Source organism: Sporosarcina koreensis (assembly GCF_042655825.1).
In the GTDB taxonomy this organism is placed as follows: domain Bacteria; phylum Bacillota; class Bacilli; order Bacillales_A; family Planococcaceae; genus Sporosarcina; species Sporosarcina koreensis.
Map to the genome: position 1 here is coordinate 204,284 of NZ_JBHSNP010000026.1, position 16,330 is coordinate 220,613.

At 45.4% G+C, this 16,330-nt stretch carries 18 protein-coding genes; 11 read left to right on the top strand and 7 right to left on the bottom strand.

Translation table 11 applies throughout. From position 1 onward, the window contains the following. Positions 1-32: 32 nt before the first annotated feature. Positions 33-731 carry a tRNA (adenine(22)-N(1))-methyltransferase gene (locus ACFPTP_RS12620; protein WP_381445417.1) on the top strand — a complete coding sequence of 233 codons (699 nt, stop codon included), beginning with the start codon at positions 33-35 and terminating at the stop codon, positions 729-731. Then, positions 728-1,846: a Nif3-like dinuclear metal center hexameric protein gene (locus ACFPTP_RS12625; protein ID WP_381445420.1), complete on the top strand. Its 1,119-nt coding sequence runs from the start codon at positions 728-730 to the stop codon at positions 1,844-1,846. The genes ACFPTP_RS12620 and ACFPTP_RS12625 overlap by 4 nt, the downstream gene beginning before the upstream one ends. Positions 1,847-1,898: 52 nt before the next feature. Here the strand turns inward: ACFPTP_RS12625 and ACFPTP_RS12630 are convergent, their stop codons facing one another. Further along, on the bottom strand, positions 1,899-2,879 hold the full coding sequence (locus ACFPTP_RS12630) for a 4-hydroxy-3-methylbut-2-enyl diphosphate reductase (protein ID WP_381445422.1): 981 nt from the start codon (positions 2,877-2,879) through the stop codon (positions 1,899-1,901). A 64-nt stretch (positions 2,880-2,943) separates the two neighbouring features. Beyond that, positions 2,944-3,246, bottom strand: a complete 303-nt coding sequence (gene vrrA / locus ACFPTP_RS12635; protein ID WP_381445424.1) for a VrrA/YqfQ family protein — start codon at positions 3,244-3,246, stop codon at positions 2,944-2,946. Positions 3,247-3,490: 244 nt separating this feature from the next. On the opposite strand from vrrA, the gene ACFPTP_RS12640 reads away from it, so the two are divergent. After that, positions 3,491-4,792, top strand: coding sequence for a DEAD/DEAH box helicase (locus ACFPTP_RS12640; RefSeq protein WP_381445426.1), 1,302 nt, complete (start codon positions 3,491-3,493; stop codon positions 4,790-4,792). 7 nt (positions 4,793-4,799) lie between these two features. Next, positions 4,800-5,687, top strand: coding sequence for a deoxyribonuclease IV (locus ACFPTP_RS12645; RefSeq protein ID WP_381445473.1), 888 nt, complete (start codon positions 4,800-4,802; stop codon positions 5,685-5,687). Between the two features lie 47 nt (positions 5,688-5,734). On the opposite strand, the gene ACFPTP_RS12650 is transcribed toward ACFPTP_RS12645, so the two are convergent. Next, positions 5,735-5,980: a hypothetical protein gene (locus ACFPTP_RS12650; RefSeq protein ID WP_381445428.1), complete on the bottom strand. Its 246-nt coding sequence runs from the start codon at positions 5,978-5,980 to the stop codon at positions 5,735-5,737. A gap of 113 nt (positions 5,981-6,093) precedes the next feature. Here ACFPTP_RS12650 and ACFPTP_RS12655 point away from each other — a divergent pair, with 113 nt between their 5' ends. Genes ACFPTP_RS12655 through ACFPTP_RS12665 form a run of 3 tightly spaced genes read left to right on the top strand, consistent with a single transcriptional unit; the run spans position 6,094 to position 8,140 of the window. Further along, on the top strand, positions 6,094-6,858 hold the full coding sequence (locus ACFPTP_RS12655) for a metal ABC transporter ATP-binding protein (protein ID WP_381445430.1): 765 nt from the start codon (positions 6,094-6,096) through the stop codon (positions 6,856-6,858). 2 nt (positions 6,859-6,860) lie between these two features. Next, positions 6,861-7,727 (top strand): metal ABC transporter permease, encoded by an 867-nt coding sequence (locus ACFPTP_RS12660; protein ID WP_381445432.1) that lies wholly within the window; start codon positions 6,861-6,863, stop codon positions 7,725-7,727. Then, positions 7,724-8,140, top strand: coding sequence for a Fur family transcriptional regulator (locus ACFPTP_RS12665; protein ID WP_381445434.1), 417 nt, complete (start codon positions 7,724-7,726; stop codon positions 8,138-8,140). Before ACFPTP_RS12660 ends, ACFPTP_RS12665 begins: the two co-directional genes overlap by 4 nt. 34 nt (positions 8,141-8,174) lie before the next feature. Here the strand turns inward: ACFPTP_RS12665 and ACFPTP_RS12670 are convergent, their stop codons facing one another. From ACFPTP_RS12670 to ACFPTP_RS12685, 4 genes are all read right to left on the bottom strand, one after another. Beyond that, positions 8,175-8,759, bottom strand: a complete 585-nt coding sequence (locus tag ACFPTP_RS12670) for a 5' nucleotidase, NT5C type (RefSeq protein ID WP_381445436.1) — start codon at positions 8,757-8,759, stop codon at positions 8,175-8,177. Further along, a complete protein-coding gene (gene ispG, locus ACFPTP_RS12675) occupies positions 8,756-9,880 on the bottom strand; it encodes a flavodoxin-dependent (E)-4-hydroxy-3-methylbut-2-enyl-diphosphate synthase (protein WP_381445438.1) in 1,125 nt (374 codons plus the stop codon). Before ispG ends, ACFPTP_RS12670 begins: the two co-directional genes overlap by 4 nt. Before the next feature lie 89 nt (positions 9,881-9,969). After that, positions 9,970-10,299, bottom strand: a complete 330-nt coding sequence (locus tag ACFPTP_RS12680) for a hypothetical protein (RefSeq protein ID WP_381445440.1) — start codon at positions 10,297-10,299, stop codon at positions 9,970-9,972. A gap of 45 nt (positions 10,300-10,344) precedes the next feature. Beyond that, positions 10,345-10,848: a DUF1189 family protein gene (locus ACFPTP_RS12685; protein WP_381445442.1), complete on the bottom strand. Its 504-nt coding sequence runs from the start codon at positions 10,846-10,848 to the stop codon at positions 10,345-10,347. Positions 10,849-11,049: 201 nt separating this feature from the next. Here ACFPTP_RS12685 and ACFPTP_RS12690 point away from each other — a divergent pair, with 201 nt between their 5' ends. The 4 genes from ACFPTP_RS12690 to ACFPTP_RS12705 all read left to right on the top strand — a co-directional run bounded on the left by ACFPTP_RS12690 (position 11,050) and on the right by ACFPTP_RS12705 (position 16,198). Further along, positions 11,050-12,681, top strand: a complete 1,632-nt coding sequence (locus ACFPTP_RS12690) for a Na/Pi cotransporter family protein (RefSeq protein WP_381445444.1) — start codon at positions 11,050-11,052, stop codon at positions 12,679-12,681. Positions 12,682-12,694: 13 nt separating this feature from the next. After that, positions 12,695-13,189: a DUF456 domain-containing protein gene (locus tag ACFPTP_RS12695; RefSeq protein WP_381445447.1), complete on the top strand. Its 495-nt coding sequence runs from the start codon at positions 12,695-12,697 to the stop codon at positions 13,187-13,189. A gap of 99 nt (positions 13,190-13,288) precedes the next feature. Beyond that, positions 13,289-13,888 carry a superoxide dismutase SodA gene (gene sodA, locus ACFPTP_RS12700; RefSeq protein WP_381445449.1) on the top strand — a complete coding sequence of 200 codons (600 nt, stop codon included), beginning with the start codon at positions 13,289-13,291 and terminating at the stop codon, positions 13,886-13,888. A gap of 108 nt (positions 13,889-13,996) precedes the next feature. After that, entirely contained in the window at positions 13,997-16,198 is a 2,202-nt protein-coding gene (locus tag ACFPTP_RS12705) for a peptidoglycan D,D-transpeptidase FtsI family protein (protein ID WP_381445451.1), read from the top strand. Positions 16,199-16,330 lie beyond the last annotated feature (132 nt).

Consider the following 16,330-nt stretch of genomic DNA (forward strand, 5'->3'; position numbering starts at 1 on the left):
TACAATAAAGGTATTGGAAAGGCGGGGATCTATTGAATTCCGAAAAATTATCAACAAGGCTCGATACGGTCGCATCATTTGTCGAGGAAGGCGCCACTCTCGCTGATATTGGAAGCGACCATGCTTATTTGCCTTGTCATTTAGTGAAGCTTGGAAGAATACAAAAAGCAATTGCAGGAGAAGTGGTGAAAGGGCCATATGAATCGGCAGTGAAAAATGTCCGGAAGAAAGGCCTTTCAGATGAAATCACCGTTCGTCTTGCGAACGGTTTGGAAGCCATACATGAAAGTGATGGAGTCGATACGATTACGATCGCGGGAATGGGCGGACCATTGATTGCATCCATTTTAAGCAATGGGCATGAAAAACTGCAAAACGTCAAACGGATCATCACGCAACCGAATATCCACGCTTCATCAATCCGTGAGTGGGCAGTCCAAAACGGTTGGAAAATTATTGATGAGGAGATTTTAAAGGAAGATCATAAAATCTACGAAATCATTGTACTAGAACAAGGGCATGCACAATATGATGATCTGGAAATGATGGTTGGGCCTTATCTGCTTGATAGAAAGTCAAATGTTTTCATTGAAAAATGGACGCGGGAATCAGATGAGTGGAAAAGGGTTCTAGGTTCTTTGGAGAATGCTGGAAATACGAATGAAATCATTGAAAAAAAGGAACAACTACAGAAGAAAATCAACTTGATCGGAGGCGTTTTGTCAAATTGAAAAAAGTGAATGGATATGAAATCATTACCCTTTTTGAACAATGGTCGCCAAAAAGGTTTGCTGAAGATTGGGATCCGGTCGGATTGCATATCGGCCAGTTGAACCGTCTGGTCGAGAAGGTCACCATCACATTGGACGTCAATGAGGCAGTCGTAGATGAGGCGATTGAAAAAGGGGCCAACTTGATTATTGCGCACCATCCACCAATATTTAGTCCTTTAAAACATATTTGGACAGATACGCCTCAAGGAAGGCTAATTGAAAAATGCATCAAACATGACATTTCGGTCTATGCTGCGCATACGAATCTGGACGTCGCTCCTGGAGGGGTGAATGATCTGCTTGCATCTTGCCTTGGTCTTGAGAATATCGGAGTGATGCAGCCGACAATTTCCGATCCGCTCTATAAATTGGCCGTCTTTTGTCCTGTCGAACATGCTGATTCGTTACGTGAAGTATTAGCTCGCTCAGGTGCAGGGGCAATCGGGGATTATTCTGGGTGCAGCTTCACGTCCACAGGAACAGGGCGCTTCACGCCAACTGCAGGGGCCGACCCGTTCATCGGGGAAGTCGGAAAAATGGAAGAGGTAACAGAAGAACGAATCGAAGTCGTGCTTCCTGGTCCGATTCGGTCAAAAGTGCTGCAAGCGATGTTGGCTGCCCATCCGTATGAAGAGCCCGCTTATGATTTTTTTGTACTTGACCAAAGGACGGAGGAGTTCGGTCTGGGCAGGGTCGGTACATTACCCGAGCCAATGGAACTTCAAGAGTTCGCCCAGCTTGTCAAAAAAGCGCTGGACGTTCCGGCTCTCAGGATTGTTGGCGATTCTGGGAAACTGGTCCGTAAAATTGCAGTGCTTGGAGGCAGTGGCAGTAAATATATAAGGGCTGCAAAACGAAAAGGGGCAGATGTATTCGTAACAGGCGATATGGACTTCCATAGTGCACAAGACGCCGAATTGATGGATCTCGCCATCGTGGATCCGGGTCATCACGTGGAGAAAGTGATGATTGAAGGAGTTGCCCGGTATATGGAACAGGCATGCCGGGAAAAAGGGTACGATGTTAAAATCGTCAAATCTGAAATTGATACTGAGCCTTTCAAATTTATATGAAATGAAAAGGGCTGTTCCGTGTCGTTGAACGACGGCGGAACAGCTCTCTCATTTATTCTGTAACTGAATATGGTTCGATACGTTTTACTGGTTCCGGATTCTTGATTTTCGGCAAGATCCGCTCCAATTTGAATTTACGTTCAGGCACATGAGTCGCCGGATCTTCAGGATCGAAGCTTTCCAAGAAGCCGATCACTTCACGGACAATCAGCGTGGGCGTAGATGCGCCGGCTGTTACAGCAACCGTTTCAACGCCTTGAAGCCAATCGATATTAATCTCGGAAACATCTGAAATCCGATAAGAAGGTGTATTCGCAATTTCAACCGATACTTGTGTCAAACGGTTGGAGTTATTGCTTTTCGGATCTCCTACAACGATCAACAGATCCGCTTCTCCAGCTTGCTCCGCGACTGCCTCTTGTCTCACTTGGGTCGCAAGGCAGATTTCTTTATGCACTTCAATATGAGGGAATTTCTCCTTAAGTGCATCCATGATATGTGCAACGTCCCACTGGCTCATGGTTGTCTGATTCGTGACAAGAAGCTTTTCATTAGTAAGTTCAAGCCCATCGACGTCATCCAACGTCTCAATCAGATGAACTGCATGCGGTGCTACACCGATAGCACCTTCCGGCTCGGGATGATACTTCTTGCCGATATAGATGATGTCGTAACCTTCCGCAGTCTTTTCTTCAATAAGGTCATGAGTGACAGTTACATCCGGGCAAGTCGCATCAATTGAAACAAGGCCTTTGCGGCGGGCCAATTCACGGACTTCCGGCGAAACGCCGTGAGCAGTGAAAATGACAGTGCCAGTTTCCACCTTCTCTAGGATCTCCAACCGGTTCTCCCCATCCAAGGTGATGATGCCATCTTCCTCAAATGCGTCTGTGACATGTTTATTATGAACAATCATGCCTAATATATAAATAGGTCTCGGCAAAGTTTTGTCGAGCGCTGCATTTCTTGCTATGACCATTGCATCGACAACCCCGTAACAATAGCCGCGCGGGGAAATCTTTTTAACTTTCATTCACTCCACACTCCTCTAAAGGGATCTGTATCCATTATAGCGGAGTCAGGCACACGTTTCAAAATTATAATTTGGGCGGTTGAAAGATCCTTGGATTGGAAGCGCCGGCTATTGGGCCTGCTGCCCCTGCCGCTGCCGTGCTGGAAGCAGCCGCCCCCGCCGTACTTCCGGCAGAAGGAAGGGACTGAAAGCCTTTATATAATCTCCACATTGCGGGCAAGTTTTGGAACATCGGTGCAATTTGCTGTACAAGCGGCGCGTACTGCTGAGCTGTATTTAAAAACCGGTTGGCCGTTTGCATGTACATTTCCATTTTGGATGTATTTTGAAATGGAGCCTGCATCGTTGAGCCATATGGATTTCCCATCGGACCCCTCCGGAAAGGTTGTCTCGGCGGTTGCGAGAAGGGAGGCTGTTGCTGCGGGCCGCGGAAAGGCTGCCTCGTTGCAAACGGAGATTGTTGGGAGCGCGCGAATGGATAGAAGGATTCGTACCTCATGGATAACCCCTTTCATTTGGTCATTGTGAACTTTCACAATCTATACTATGCGAAAATCACATACTGCGGAACAGAATCATGCTACAATAGGAATACGTTAGGAGGCATCTGAATGTCTAAATTCACTGATTATCAATTCAAACCTTTCCTGCGGGAGGCTATAGCCCGATTGGGGTTTGAAAACCCAACACCCATACAAAAAGAAATGATCCCGTTAATCCTTAAAGGATCCAATGCGATCGGACAAGCACATACAGGGACAGGCAAATCGCACAGCTTCCTGATTCCGATTCTTGAGCGTCTGGATGAAGGGAAGGACGAGCTGCAAGCAGTCATCACCGCACCGACGAGGGAACTTGCATCGCAGCTATATGATGAATTGAATAAAATGATCGAAAATACAACGATCCGAAGCTCGCTTTTGATTGGGGGCACGGATAAGCAACGCTCCATCGACAAACTGAAATCGAATCCCCATGTAATTGTCGGAACGCCTGGCAGGATCCGCGACCTTGCGGAAGAAGGAGCTTTGGCAATCCATACGGCATCCATTTTGGTAATCGATGAGGCCGACTTGGCATTCGATATGGGTTTTATCGAGGATATCGACAAATTTGCATCTAAAATGCCGACGGACTTGGAAATGTATGTTTTTTCAGCGACGATTCCTGAAAAACTGAAGCCTTTCTTGGCTAAATATATGGAAAGTCCCGTCCATGTTCAAATCGGAAATAAAAAACCGTTGACGGAAGGAATGAAATATTCGCTTGTTCCTGTCCGAAGCATGGATCGCAAGAAAAAACTACTTCACGTTCTGAATGCAATCAACCCCTATTTGGCAATCGTCTTTACAAACACGAAGCAAAATGCGGATGAAATCGCTGATTACCTTGCTGAGCATGGTATAAAGGCTGGCCGTATCCACGGCGATTTGTCACCTCGTGAACGTACACGGATGATGAAGCAGATCAGGGATCTCGAGTATCAATATATCGTTGCAACGGATCTTGCCGCACGTGGCATTGACATACCTGGCGTCAGCCACGTCATCAACTATGAATTGCCGGATGACTTGGAGTTCTTTATCCACCGGGTTGGCAGGACTGCACGTGCAGGTTTAGAAGGAATCGCCATCACGATGTATGAACCTTCAGAGGACGACAAAATCGTGCAAATTGAAAAAATGGGCATCCCGTTCATCCACGAAGATGTTAAAAAAGGCGAGTGGATTGAAGTCAAGGAACGCCATGCCCGAAAGAAACGGGTCAAAGAGACGGATGAACTCGATCGTAAAGCTGCATCGTTTGTCCGTAAACCATCAAAAGTGAAGCCGGGTTATAAAAAGAAAATGGCGAAAGACATAGAGAAATTCAAGAAAAGGGAAAGGAGATTGAAACGAAGAAATGACAAATGATCAACCATTGCTATTGGGTTCACATGTTTCGATGAGCGGTAAGAGCATGCTGCTAGGTTCAAGTGAAGAGGCGTTAGGCTACGGAGCCAATACATTCATGATTTATACGGGGGCTCCTCAAAATACGCGTAGGAAGCCGATCGAGGAACTGAATATTGAAGCGGGCCTGTTGCACATGAAAGAGAACGGTCTTTCGAATATCGTCGTACATGCCCCTTACATCATCAATATCGGGAATACGACCAAGCCGGAAACATTCCGGTTAGGCGTCGACTTTCTGCAATCGGAGATTCAAAGAACTGCAGCTCTTGGCGCAGACCAAATAGTCTTGCATCCGGGAGCCCATGTCGGGGCTGGCGCGGATAAAGGCATAGCTAAAATCATTGAAGGGTTGAATGAAGTCCTGGCCGAAGATTCGACAGTCCGCATTGCGCTTGAAACGATGGCAGGAAAGGGCAGTGAATGCGGCAGGAATTTCGAGGAAATCGCAAAAATCATTGACGGCGTCAAGAACAATGAACGACTGTCCGTCTGTTTGGACACATGTCACGTCCATGATGCTGGCTACGATATCGTCAATGACTTCGACGGAGTGTTGAATGAATTCGATAAGGTCATCGGGAAGGACAGAATATCTGTCATCCATGTCAATGACAGCAAAAATGAACGCGGAGCGATGAAAGACCGTCACGAGAATATCGGGCACGGCCATATCGGTTTTGAAGCGCTCAGCTATATCGTCCATCATCCGGAATTCATGGCGATTCCTAAAATCCTGGAAACGCCATTCGTCGGCACTGATGCGAAAAACAAGAAGGCGCCGTATCAATATGAAATTGAAATGCTGAAATCAAAAACATTCCAAGCCGATCAACGTGAGCTTTTATTGATCTAATTGAAAAGCCCGCCAAATGGATTTCCATTGGCGGGATGTTTTTTTGATTAAATCATATCCAAATACTGACGGAACAATTCTTCCCCTTTTTTATCTCCGACAGCACGCTTCACTTTCGCGATGAAACTTTCCGGAATGCCGGTAAAAATCCAATGAAATGAAATTTCATCAAGTAACGGGCGCAACGCCCTGATTTCATTGATTGATAAATCAATGCCGTACGCATCGGCTATCAGCTTTGCCTCTGCGTCACTTTTCCGCTTTATTTCATTCAATATTTGCATGTAATCCAATTTACACCATTCCTTCTCAATTAGTTGTGTCCGACCGACTCTTCCTATATACTTCTACTAGTAATCGTAATCGTTCCTGTTTACATTCTTTTGACAGAAAGGGATTTTACTATATGACAAATACGATAATTGAATGTACGGATGTCAATTTTCGATATGAACACTCCACCGTTCTTGAAGATATTTCATTGAAAGTGAAAGAAGGGGAGTTTTGGGCGCTTATCGGCCCGAACGGTTCCGGGAAATCAACGCTCATCAATATCATTTTAGGATTATTGAAAGCCGATCAAGGGACAGTAAAGCTATTCGGCCAAAATGTGGATTCCTTCAAACAGCGGGAACGAATTGGATATGTCTCTCAAAAATCGAACTCATTCAATTCGGGTTTTCCCGCCACCGTTCTTGAAGTCGTGAAAAGTGGGCTCACTCGAAAGATCGGATTATTTAAAGCTTTTTCGAAACAAGATGAACAAAAAGCATTAGATGCATTGCGGATTGTGAAAATGGAAGATTTCGCAGGACAAAATATCGGTGAATTATCCGGCGGTCAGCAGCAACGGGTATTCATAGCACGGGCGTTGGTTGGTGAACCGGATCTATTGATCATGGATGAACCGACCGTCGGAATCGATCAGAAAAATGTTGCTTCATTCTATTCTATGCTCAATGAATTGAACCGTGAACATGGCATTGCCATCCTGCTTGTCACACATGAAATCGACCTTGTCACCGAACTGGCAACACATGTAGCTTGCTTGAATCGATCCATCCACTTCCATGGCGTCCAATCGGACTACAAGAAGATGAACGATGCAGATATATCATTATGGTACGGACACCCTGTGCGGCGCGTCCATCAAGAACAGAAAGGGGTATGACCGTGATCAGTGCTTTATTCACCTATGAATTTCTTCAAAATGCATTCCTATCCGGACTGATCATCGGCGTCATAGCTCCGTTGCTCGGGCTATTCATCGTTGTAAGAAGGCTTGCGCTCATCGCGGATGCATTAAGTCACGTGGCGTTGGCTGGCATCGCTGGAAGCCTCTTTTTGAGCCAGTCGGTCCTACTCTTCTCTGCACTGAATCCGGTGTATTTAGGGATGGCAAGTGCAGTAGGCGGATCATTATTGATTGAAAGGCTAAGAGGCGCCTATAAACATTTCGAGGAATTGGCGATTCCGATCATCCTTTCGACTGGGATCGGTTTCGGAGCGATTTTCATTTCCTTGGCCAAAGGCTTCGGATCTGATCTTGTCGGCTATTTATTCGGCTCCGTTTCTGCAGTCAGCAGGCAGGATTTATGGATCATCATTATTATCGCAATTGTCGTTCTTGCGTTTATCCGATTGTTTTACAAGGAAATGTTCGCCTTGTCGTTTGACAAGGAGTATGCAAAAGTTTCCGGCGTTAATGGTAAATTCATTCAAATTGTTTTCATGATCATTGTTGCGCTTGTCATCGGTGCTTCGATGAGGATTGTCGGAATCTTGCTCGTTTCTTCGTTGATGACGATACCCGTTGCTGCGGCGATACAGCTTGCTAAGAGTTTCAAAGGAGCACTTGTTTACTCCATAATCATAGGTGAGCTGTCGGTCATTATCGGACTGTTTGCTGCGTTTCATCTTGATATTGCTCCGGGCGGAACGATTGTTATCACGTCAATCATCATTTTATTGCTAGTGTTAGGCTGGACAAAAATGAAAGGCAAACAGCCTTCTCGTAAAGTGAAGGGGGAATTTGCATGACACTTGATGAGGCATGGCGCATTTTGTTTGAGCGTCAATTCAAGAGGACTAAGAATAGGGAAACCATTTTGGAGTTCTTTTCCGAAAATGATCGATATTTGACTGCGATGGAAGTGCGGAATTTCATGGCGGCGGACAACCCAGGCATCAGTTTCGATACGATTTATCGAAATTTGACGACCTTTTCGGAGCTTGGCATTTTGGAAGAGACCGAGCTGAATGGGGAAAGGCATTTCAGGATGCAGTGCGATCATGGCGTCCATCACCATCATTTCATCTGTACGGATTGCGGCAAGACGAGGAATATTGCCCATTGCCCAATGGAGTCCATCAACTTTAATCTGCCGGGCTATGAAGTCGAAAGCCACAAATTCGAGATATACGGAAAATGTCCAGTTTGTGTGGAACAATAAAAAGGAGTAGGGGATTGAATCCCTACTCCTTTTTTCAATTCACTTTTTCTCCGATCGGGAACAGCTTTTTGATCCACTGGTCGGCTTCTTGCCAATTTCTCACCCGTATGACGCCTTCCGGAATCGGTTCGCGGTTATAGGGTGTGTCAAAGAGAAGGACCGGAATGTTCAATTCCTCATGGATGTCTACTGCATTATCATGCTTATCTTCGAAAAACGCATCGACATTGAACTTTTTCGCTGCCTCGATCTTATAATGGCTTCCGATCAGCTCGATATGATCGTAAGGGATCTCCTCCCGTTCAAACCAATCAAACGTACAATCAGCCACTTTTTGCCCCCGTGCAGAGATATAATACAGCTCATAATGCTTCCGCCATTCTGAAAGAATCATCTTCGCATACTCCTGCGCAGGGGATGTTTCGTATATCGTCTTTTCCGCTTGACGGTACCACTCAAAGAACTCCTTCTCATCAACCGGAAAAGCTTTCGTTAAATCATATTCCTTAATATCATCTAAAATCAGATTGCATCCAAATTGTGCATTGATATGCGGAAGAAGGGAAGTCGGACATGTGACGGTCCCGTCGATATCAATGCCGAATCGGATTTTCCTCATTCTGATGCCCCGCTTTGAAGAAGCAGTTCTTCTTGGCGTTTCTTTTCGAAATACTCTTCGGCAAGCTTATCGATCTCCATTTTCAGCTCTTCGACCATTGTTTCCTCAGGCACTTTCCGGACTGTTTTCCCTTTCATGAAGAGCAATCCTTCTCCGCGTGCACCTGCGATACCGATATCCGCTTCACGCGCTTCACCAGGGCCGTTAACCGCACAGCCCAATACCGCGACTTTCAATGGCGCTTTAATGGTGGAGATATATTCCTCGACCTCGTTTGCAATTGAAATCAAGTCGATTTCGATGCGTCCGCAAGTCGGGCAAGAGATAAGTGTCGCAGCATTGGAGGACAGACCGAATATCTTCAACAATTCGCGTGCAACTTTTATTTCTTGGGTAGGGTCCGCGCTCAATGAGACACGGAGTGTATTACCGATGCCGGCTGACAGTAATGTTCCAAGACCTGCAGCACTTTTGATGGATCCTGCGAACAACGTGCCGGACTCCGTGATACCGAGGTGCAATGGATAATCGAATGCGGCTGCAGCTTTCATATATGCTTCGACTGCCAAGTTAACATCCGAAGCCTTCAATGAAACGATAATATCGTGGAAATCTAGATCTTCCAATATTTTAATATGATGCAAAGCACTTTCAACCATGCCGTCCGCAGTCGGGTAACCGTACTTTTTCAGGATATGCTTTTCAAGTGATCCTGCATTCACTCCGATTCTGATCGGAATTCCTTTTGCTTTTGCAGCTTTGACGACAGCTTCCACTTTTTCCTGACGGCCGATATTGCCAGGGTTGATCCGGATTTTGTCAGCGCCTTGTTCAATTGCAATCAATGCTAGCTTATAGTCGAAATGGATATCGACGACAAGTGGGATGTTGATTCGTTCTTTTATGGCGCCGATGGAATAAGCAGCCCTTTCATCGGGGCAAGCTACACGGACGATCTGGCAGCCCGCTTCCTCAAGGCGTAGAATCTCTTCTACCGTTGCGTCAACGTCATGTGTTTTTGTGGTTGTCATACTTTGGATGAACAGCTCGTCGCTGCCGCCGATCGTCAAATTGCCTACGCGCACAGGACGTGTTTTAGATCTGTGTATTATTTCACTCATAGATATATTCTCTCCTTAAAAAACTCATAACTGATTCTATTTTAGCAATCAATCGGATGAAAAGACAAGAGACACCGCTTGAAACATCTTCATTTGCAATTTTCCTGACCTGCTTTCGAAAGGGGAAGCTGCACGGAAAGACCGCCAACAAGCTCCTGGTTTCGAAGGTGAGGATTCAGGGAATAAAAAATTGATAATCTTTCTACAAATGTAGTCTCGGCATCGGGGTACATTGAAAAAAGTGATTCAATCGTATCGCCTTGGATCGTCGTGACATATATGGATTTCACTGTGGTCGTCTCGGTACAAGGCTGTTCATTCCCGAAAAACGAGGCTAGAGGGATTGTCCCATCCCCCAAGTCGATCCGGATAATGTGAAAGGTAAGAAAAAGAATTACGGCTACGAATAAAGTGCGCATGAACATTCCCCCTTCCCACACAATATGCGGGAATTTGGAAAGTATTCATTTAGCTGCTTTGGGATAATACTTCAGGGCAGCAATTATGTAACCGATATGGATAAAGGACGAAATCAGAATGCCTGAAGTTTCCCAGAACTGAAAGAAATCCAGAAAAATCGTCAGCAACAAAGGCACAGTAATTGCGATGGCGGTCGTCCGCCAAATAAAACGATATTCGACACGCCTTCTCATCACTTTGCCGATCCATATACCGATTCCTGCAAAGATGCTGATCCTGATGAATACGTAAAATGTCGCAATAACAAATTGGAAAATGAAAGCCATCGGATAAATAAGCCCACCAATCGTTTTGCTATACTCGGTCAGCTCGGGCGATGCCTCGAATAATTCAGTATCCCCTAGTGAGAAGCGGGTGAATGAAATCAAGGTCATTAAAAGGATGAATAGGAAAGCGTAGCGGATCACACGACCGATCGGAAGCAGCCTGAATGCCGCGAGTTTTTTCGGTTCATGGAACGCTGCCAGAAATAGTTGATGGAACTTCAAAACGGGACCTCCTTTACTTATTGATAGTCTATCATGTCTAGACATGTGAAGCGCGGATTCCAAATTCGACAGAATGATGACTTTTTCCATGTCTTTTGTAAAGGGAATGTAAAGATTCGCCCGTTTCTATTTACAATTCATTAATAGAGTCAACATAATAGGAATGCTAATACATAAAGCATGATGGAGGTAGACATTGTAATGGAAGTGAATTGGCAGGAAGTAATCTTTCAATTTATAGGAGGTCTCGGGATCTTCCTATTCGCCATAAAATATATGGGTGATGGGCTCCAAAAAGCGGCAGGGGATAGGCTCCGAAGCATTTTGGACAGATTCACGACAAATCCTTTCATGGGCGTTCTCGTAGGGATTATTGTGACTGTGCTCATTCAATCCAGTTCCGGAACGACTGTCATTACGGTCGGATTAGTCAGTGCCGGCTTCATGACCCTTCGTCAGGCAATCGGTGTCATCATGGGCGCAAACATCGGAACGACAATTACGGCATTCATTATCGGCCTCGATGTCGGGGCATATGCATTGCCGATCATGGCGCTTGGTGCAATCCTAATTTTCTTCTTCAAAAAGAACGCCGTTAAGAATGTGGGGGAAGTCATCTTTGGCTTCGGTGGCCTATTCCTAGGACTGGAACTGATGAGTGCAGGTATGAAGCCCCTAAGGTCGCTTTCGGCTTTCTCTGATTTTACAGTTTCGATGGCTGACCATCCTATCCTTGGGGTAGTAGCTGGAACTGTCTTTACACTTATCGTGCAAAGCTCCAGTGCAACAGTAGGAATTTTACAAGGGCTATACGCGGAAAATCTTGTTTCGCTGCAGGCTGCTCTGCCGATTCTTTTCGGAGATAATATCGGGACGACAATTACGGCAGTTCTGGCGTCAATCGGCGCATCTGTCGCGGCAAGAAGAGCTGCAGCAACACATGTCCTCTTTAATGTTGTCGGAACAGTCATTTTCATGATTCTGCTGTATCCGTTCACGCTATACGTAGAGTGGATTTCAGGAGTGCTCGCTTTGGAAAGTAAAATGCAAATCGCATTTGCGCATGGAACGTTCAACGTGTTGAACACCGTTATCCAATTCCCGCTCATAGGGGCTTGGGCAATGCTTGTCACGAAGCTTATCCCGGGCAAGGACGTCACAATCGAGTACAGACCGAAGCATTTGGATCCGAACTTCATTAACCAATCACCTTCCGTCGCAATTGGACAAGCAAAGGAAGAAATTATTAGAATGGGTGATTTCGCGGTCCAAGGGATGGAAGAAACATATGAGTATTTGAAGACGAGCAATAAAAGACATGCTGAAACGGCATACCAGATTGAAGATGCCATTAATAATCTGGATCGGAAAATTACAGATTACCTCGTGGATATTTCCGCGGTCAACATTTCGCCGGTCGAGTCTGCAAGGCACGTCATGCTGATGGATACAGTTCGGGACATTGAACGGATAGGGGATCATTTCGAAAATATTATCGAGTTGATCGATTTCCGTGAAGTGAACCGGGTGAAATTGACAGAGGAAGCAATGAATGATTTGACGGAAATGTTCACGTTGACCATTGCGACTGTCGATAAAGCGGTACGTTCACTAGACATGAATGATATTGAATTGGCAAGGGAAGTTGCCGAGCAAGAAGCTTTGATTGATAAGATGGAACGCAAATTCCGTAAAAATCACATTGTCCGTTTGAATGAAGGACATTGTTCCGCACAGTCCGGAATGGTCTTTGTCGATATCGTATCCAATCTTGAACGGATAGGCGACCATGCCGTAAATATTGCCGAAGCCATTTTAGGCAAACGGGTGTAATGGAGGGAAAGGGATGGAGATAGTAGGCTGGGTTGCGGCTGTTATCATGTTCATTGTCGCTTTTATCGGATTGATCTATCCAATCATCCCTTCCGTATTTTTCATCGTAGGCGGTTTCCTGCTGTATGGATTATTTGCTTCCTTCGATGAGATGAGTTGGATATTTTGGGTTATCCAGGCGTTGTTCGTCATCTTGCTGTTCGGCGCGGATACGCTAGCGAATATCGTCGGTGTAAAGAAGTTTGGTGGTTCGAAGGCGGGGATGTGGGGAAGTACGATCGGTCTGCTCGTAGGACCTTTCGTCATTCCTGTGGCGGGAATCCTTATCGGACCCTTTCTAGGGGCTTTTCTGGCAGAACTGCTTGTGACAAGGACGGGTGTAAAACAGTCATTGAAGACGGGAATCGGATCGATCGTCGGCTTCTTCACTTCGATAGCCGCCAAAGGTGCAGTCATGCTGCTGATGATCGGGGTTTTCGTCCTCTACGTCACATCCAGCTTCGGGTGACGCTTTTGTCGATAGTTCATTTCAATTGAATGGATTCCCTAATTTTGATAATGTTTATAGTGTAGGATAAATTATGAATCAATTGGGAGGAATGGACTAATGGCTTACAAATTACCAGAACTACCATACGCTTACGATGCGTTGGAGCCACACATCGACAAAGAGACGATGAACATCCACCACACGAAACATCACAATACGTATGTGACGAACGTGAATAATGCATTGGAAGGGCACGACGACTTGGCTGCAAAGTCTGTTGAAGAGCTGATTTCCGATTTGGATGCTGTTCCTGAAAACATCCGTACGGCTGTCCGTAATAATGGGGGCGGTCATGCGAATCATACGTTCTTCTGGAAAATCCTTTCACCATCCGGTGGCGGTAATCCGACAGGAGCACTTGCTGAAGCGATCGACAAAAAGTTCGGAAGCTTTGACGCATTCAAAGAGGAATTCGCAAAAGCGGCTGCAACTCGTTTCGGTTCAGGTTGGGCTTGGCTCGTATCAAACAATGGCGAGCTTGAAATCATGTCGACGCCTAACCAAGATTCTCCATTGATGGAAGGAAAAACTCCTATTCTTGGACTCGACGTTTGGGAGCACGCATACTATTTGAACTACCAAAACAGACGCCCAGATTACGTTTCCGCATTCTGGAACGTAGTAAACTGGGATGAAGTCGCTAAAAACTTCGGTTAATCATCCAGAGTAATGCAACCAGGCATATATCCTGTTCGTCAGGATATATGCTTTTTATGTTTAGAATGCTATAATTCAATCTGGACTAATAACGTAAGGGGAATACATATGAAAAAGCCGATGCGCAAAGTGGACCAAGCAAAAATCCGACAACGGAAACATATCGCCTTCAGGATGAACCTATTATTCTTTTCGATTTTCATCCTGTTTTCCTTGCTGATTTTCAGACTTGGATACTTACAGATCGTCAAAGGCGAGGAGTATACGAAAGAATTGGAGAAGAAAGAGGAAATTGCTGTCAATACAAGCGTTCCTCGGGGCAGGATCTACGACCGGACAGGAAAGGTCCTCGTCGACAATAAACCGATGAATGCCATAACATATACGAAAACTTCTTCAACGACATCTAAGGACATGCTGGATATTGCGGAACGTCTATCTGAATTGATCCACCAGGATACGAAAAGAGTCACGATCGGTGATAAGCGTGATTTCTGGATTTTATTGCATCCAGAAGAAGCTGAGGCGAAAGTGAGTGCCGAAGAAATAAGTGAAATTGGCAAAGACGGCACCGTTTCCAAGCAGGATATCCAACGGGAATTAAATCGATTAACTCGTGAAAGGGTAACCGATGAAGAACTGAACTCATTCACGGATCATGAACTTGAAGTGTTGGCGATTTATCGGGAAATGATGTCAGGTTATGCCTACTCCCCTCAAATCATTAAGAGCGGAAATGTAACAGAGGAGGAATTCGCAGCCGTGTCGGAACGGTTGAGTGAATTTGAAGGAGTCAATACGACAACCGATTGGGATCGAATCAAATTTTCGGATAGCACGATTCTTGGTACGATGACAAGTCCGATTGAAGGAATCCCGCGAAGCCATCTGGATTATTATTTGGCGAGGGATTATTCACGGAACGATCGGATTGGCCGGAGTTATTTCGAACAATATTATGAGGAACTGTTAAGAGGGCAGAAAGCAATCGTAAAAAACATAAAAGATCGAACCGGCCGTGTCATCGAGACGAAAACAGTGAGGGAAGGGGAACCGGGCAGGGACCTCGTACTGTCGATGGACAGTGAATTGCAGGAGTCATTGGAGGAACTGCTTTCCGAGAAACTTCTGGAAATGAAAAAAGATCCCAGATCCGGATTGCTGGACAGGGCATTCCTTGTCATGATGGATCCGAATAATGGGGAAGTGCTTTCATTAGTTGGAAAACGATTGGTGAAGGATGAAGATTCAGGGCGATGGGAAGTTCGCGATTATGCGTATGGGACATTCACTTCCGCCTATGAAGTCGGTTCCACTGTCAAGGTGGCGACAGTTTTGGCGGGCTATAGTGAAGGGGTGCTGTCGGTCGGAGAAAAGAAAATCGACGAACCGATGAATATTGCCGGTCAGAATAAAAGATCTCTTTTCAATCAGCACGGGCGGGTTTCCGTTGATGATGTAACAGCGCTTGGCAGGTCTTCCAACGTTTATATGTTCAAAATCGCCATTTCGATAGGTAAAGGAGTTTACAGACCTTATAAGGCGCTTCCAATTGACATTGCCGGCTTTGATAGGTTGCGAAACGCATACGCCTCCTTCGGCTTAGGGGTGAAAACAGGGATAGATTTGCCTGGTGAATTCGCGGGCATTCCAGGTACGGATACTCGTTCCGGTAAATTGCTTGACTTTGCGATCGGTCAATTCGATACGTACACCCCGTTACAGCTGGTGCAATATATTTCGACTGTAGCGAATGGCGGAAACAGGGTTGCACCGAAAGTGTTGAAAGAAATAAGGGAGCCATCAAAAGACGGTGAAACACTTGGAGCTTTGCTAGAGGAGACGAAAGTGAATGTCCTCAATCGTATCAACAATACGCAAAAAGAGATTGAACAAGTCAAAAAAGGGATGCACTACGTGTATTACGGACCAAATGGGACTGGACACAACATATTCAACGGGGCTCCCTATACGGCTGCCGGAAAGACCGGAACTGCGCAATCCTACTACTACGGAGATGATCGAAGTAAATATGGCATGGCTTCTGTCAATTTAACTCATGTCGGCTTTGCCCCGGCAGATAATCCCGAAGTAGCATATGCAGTCGTCATTCCATACGCTTCGACAGATCGAGGCAATTACATTACTCAAGGCATAGCGATGAAAGAGATTGTCAGAACGTCGCTAGACACCTATTTTGACTTGAAGGAAGAGCGGGCAAAGACCAATGCTCCTGAAACGACAGATCAAAAAATAGACCGCCGATTTGAACGAGAAAAAGAAAAAGAAAAAGATACAAATGAGAAATGAGAAAAGCTGCCATCGCGATAATCGCGAAGTGGGCTAACCTAAATTTTTGAGACAATATAAAACACCTTCGGAGTGGTACACTTGTAAAAAGTACTAACATCGGAGGTGTTTTTGCGTGGGCAAAAACGTTTA

Excerpts from the sequence above, each read along its gene's own strand:
- ACFPTP_RS12630 (WP_381445422.1), bottom strand. The coding sequence starts at position 2,879 with ATGAAAGTTAAAAAGATTTCCCCGCGCGGCTATTGTTACGGGGTTGTC.
- vrrA (WP_381445424.1), bottom strand. The coding sequence starts at position 3,246 with ATGGGAAATCCATATGGCTCAACGATGCAGGCTCCATTTCAAAATACA.
- ACFPTP_RS12640 (WP_381445426.1), top strand. The coding sequence starts at position 3,491 with ATGTCTAAATTCACTGATTATCAATTCAAACCTTTCCTGCGGGAGGCT.
- ACFPTP_RS12655 (WP_381445430.1), top strand. The coding sequence starts at position 6,094 with ATGACAAATACGATAATTGAATGTACGGATGTCAATTTTCGATATGAA.
- ACFPTP_RS12665 (WP_381445434.1), top strand. The coding sequence starts at position 7,724 with ATGACACTTGATGAGGCATGGCGCATTTTGTTTGAGCGTCAATTCAAG.
- ACFPTP_RS12670 (WP_381445436.1), bottom strand. The coding sequence starts at position 8,759 with ATGAGGAAAATCCGATTCGGCATTGATATCGACGGGACCGTCACATGT.
- ispG (WP_381445438.1), bottom strand. The coding sequence starts at position 9,880 with ATGAGTGAAATAATACACAGATCTAAAACACGTCCTGTGCGCGTAGGC.
- ACFPTP_RS12680 (WP_381445440.1), bottom strand. The coding sequence starts at position 10,299 with ATGCGCACTTTATTCGTAGCCGTAATTCTTTTTCTTACCTTTCACATT.
- ACFPTP_RS12690 (WP_381445444.1), top strand. The coding sequence starts at position 11,050 with ATGGAAGTGAATTGGCAGGAAGTAATCTTTCAATTTATAGGAGGTCTC.
- ACFPTP_RS12695 (WP_381445447.1), top strand. The coding sequence starts at position 12,695 with ATGGAGATAGTAGGCTGGGTTGCGGCTGTTATCATGTTCATTGTCGCT.
- sodA (WP_381445449.1), top strand. The coding sequence starts at position 13,289 with ATGGCTTACAAATTACCAGAACTACCATACGCTTACGATGCGTTGGAG.
- ACFPTP_RS12705 (WP_381445451.1), top strand. The coding sequence starts at position 13,997 with ATGAAAAAGCCGATGCGCAAAGTGGACCAAGCAAAAATCCGACAACGG.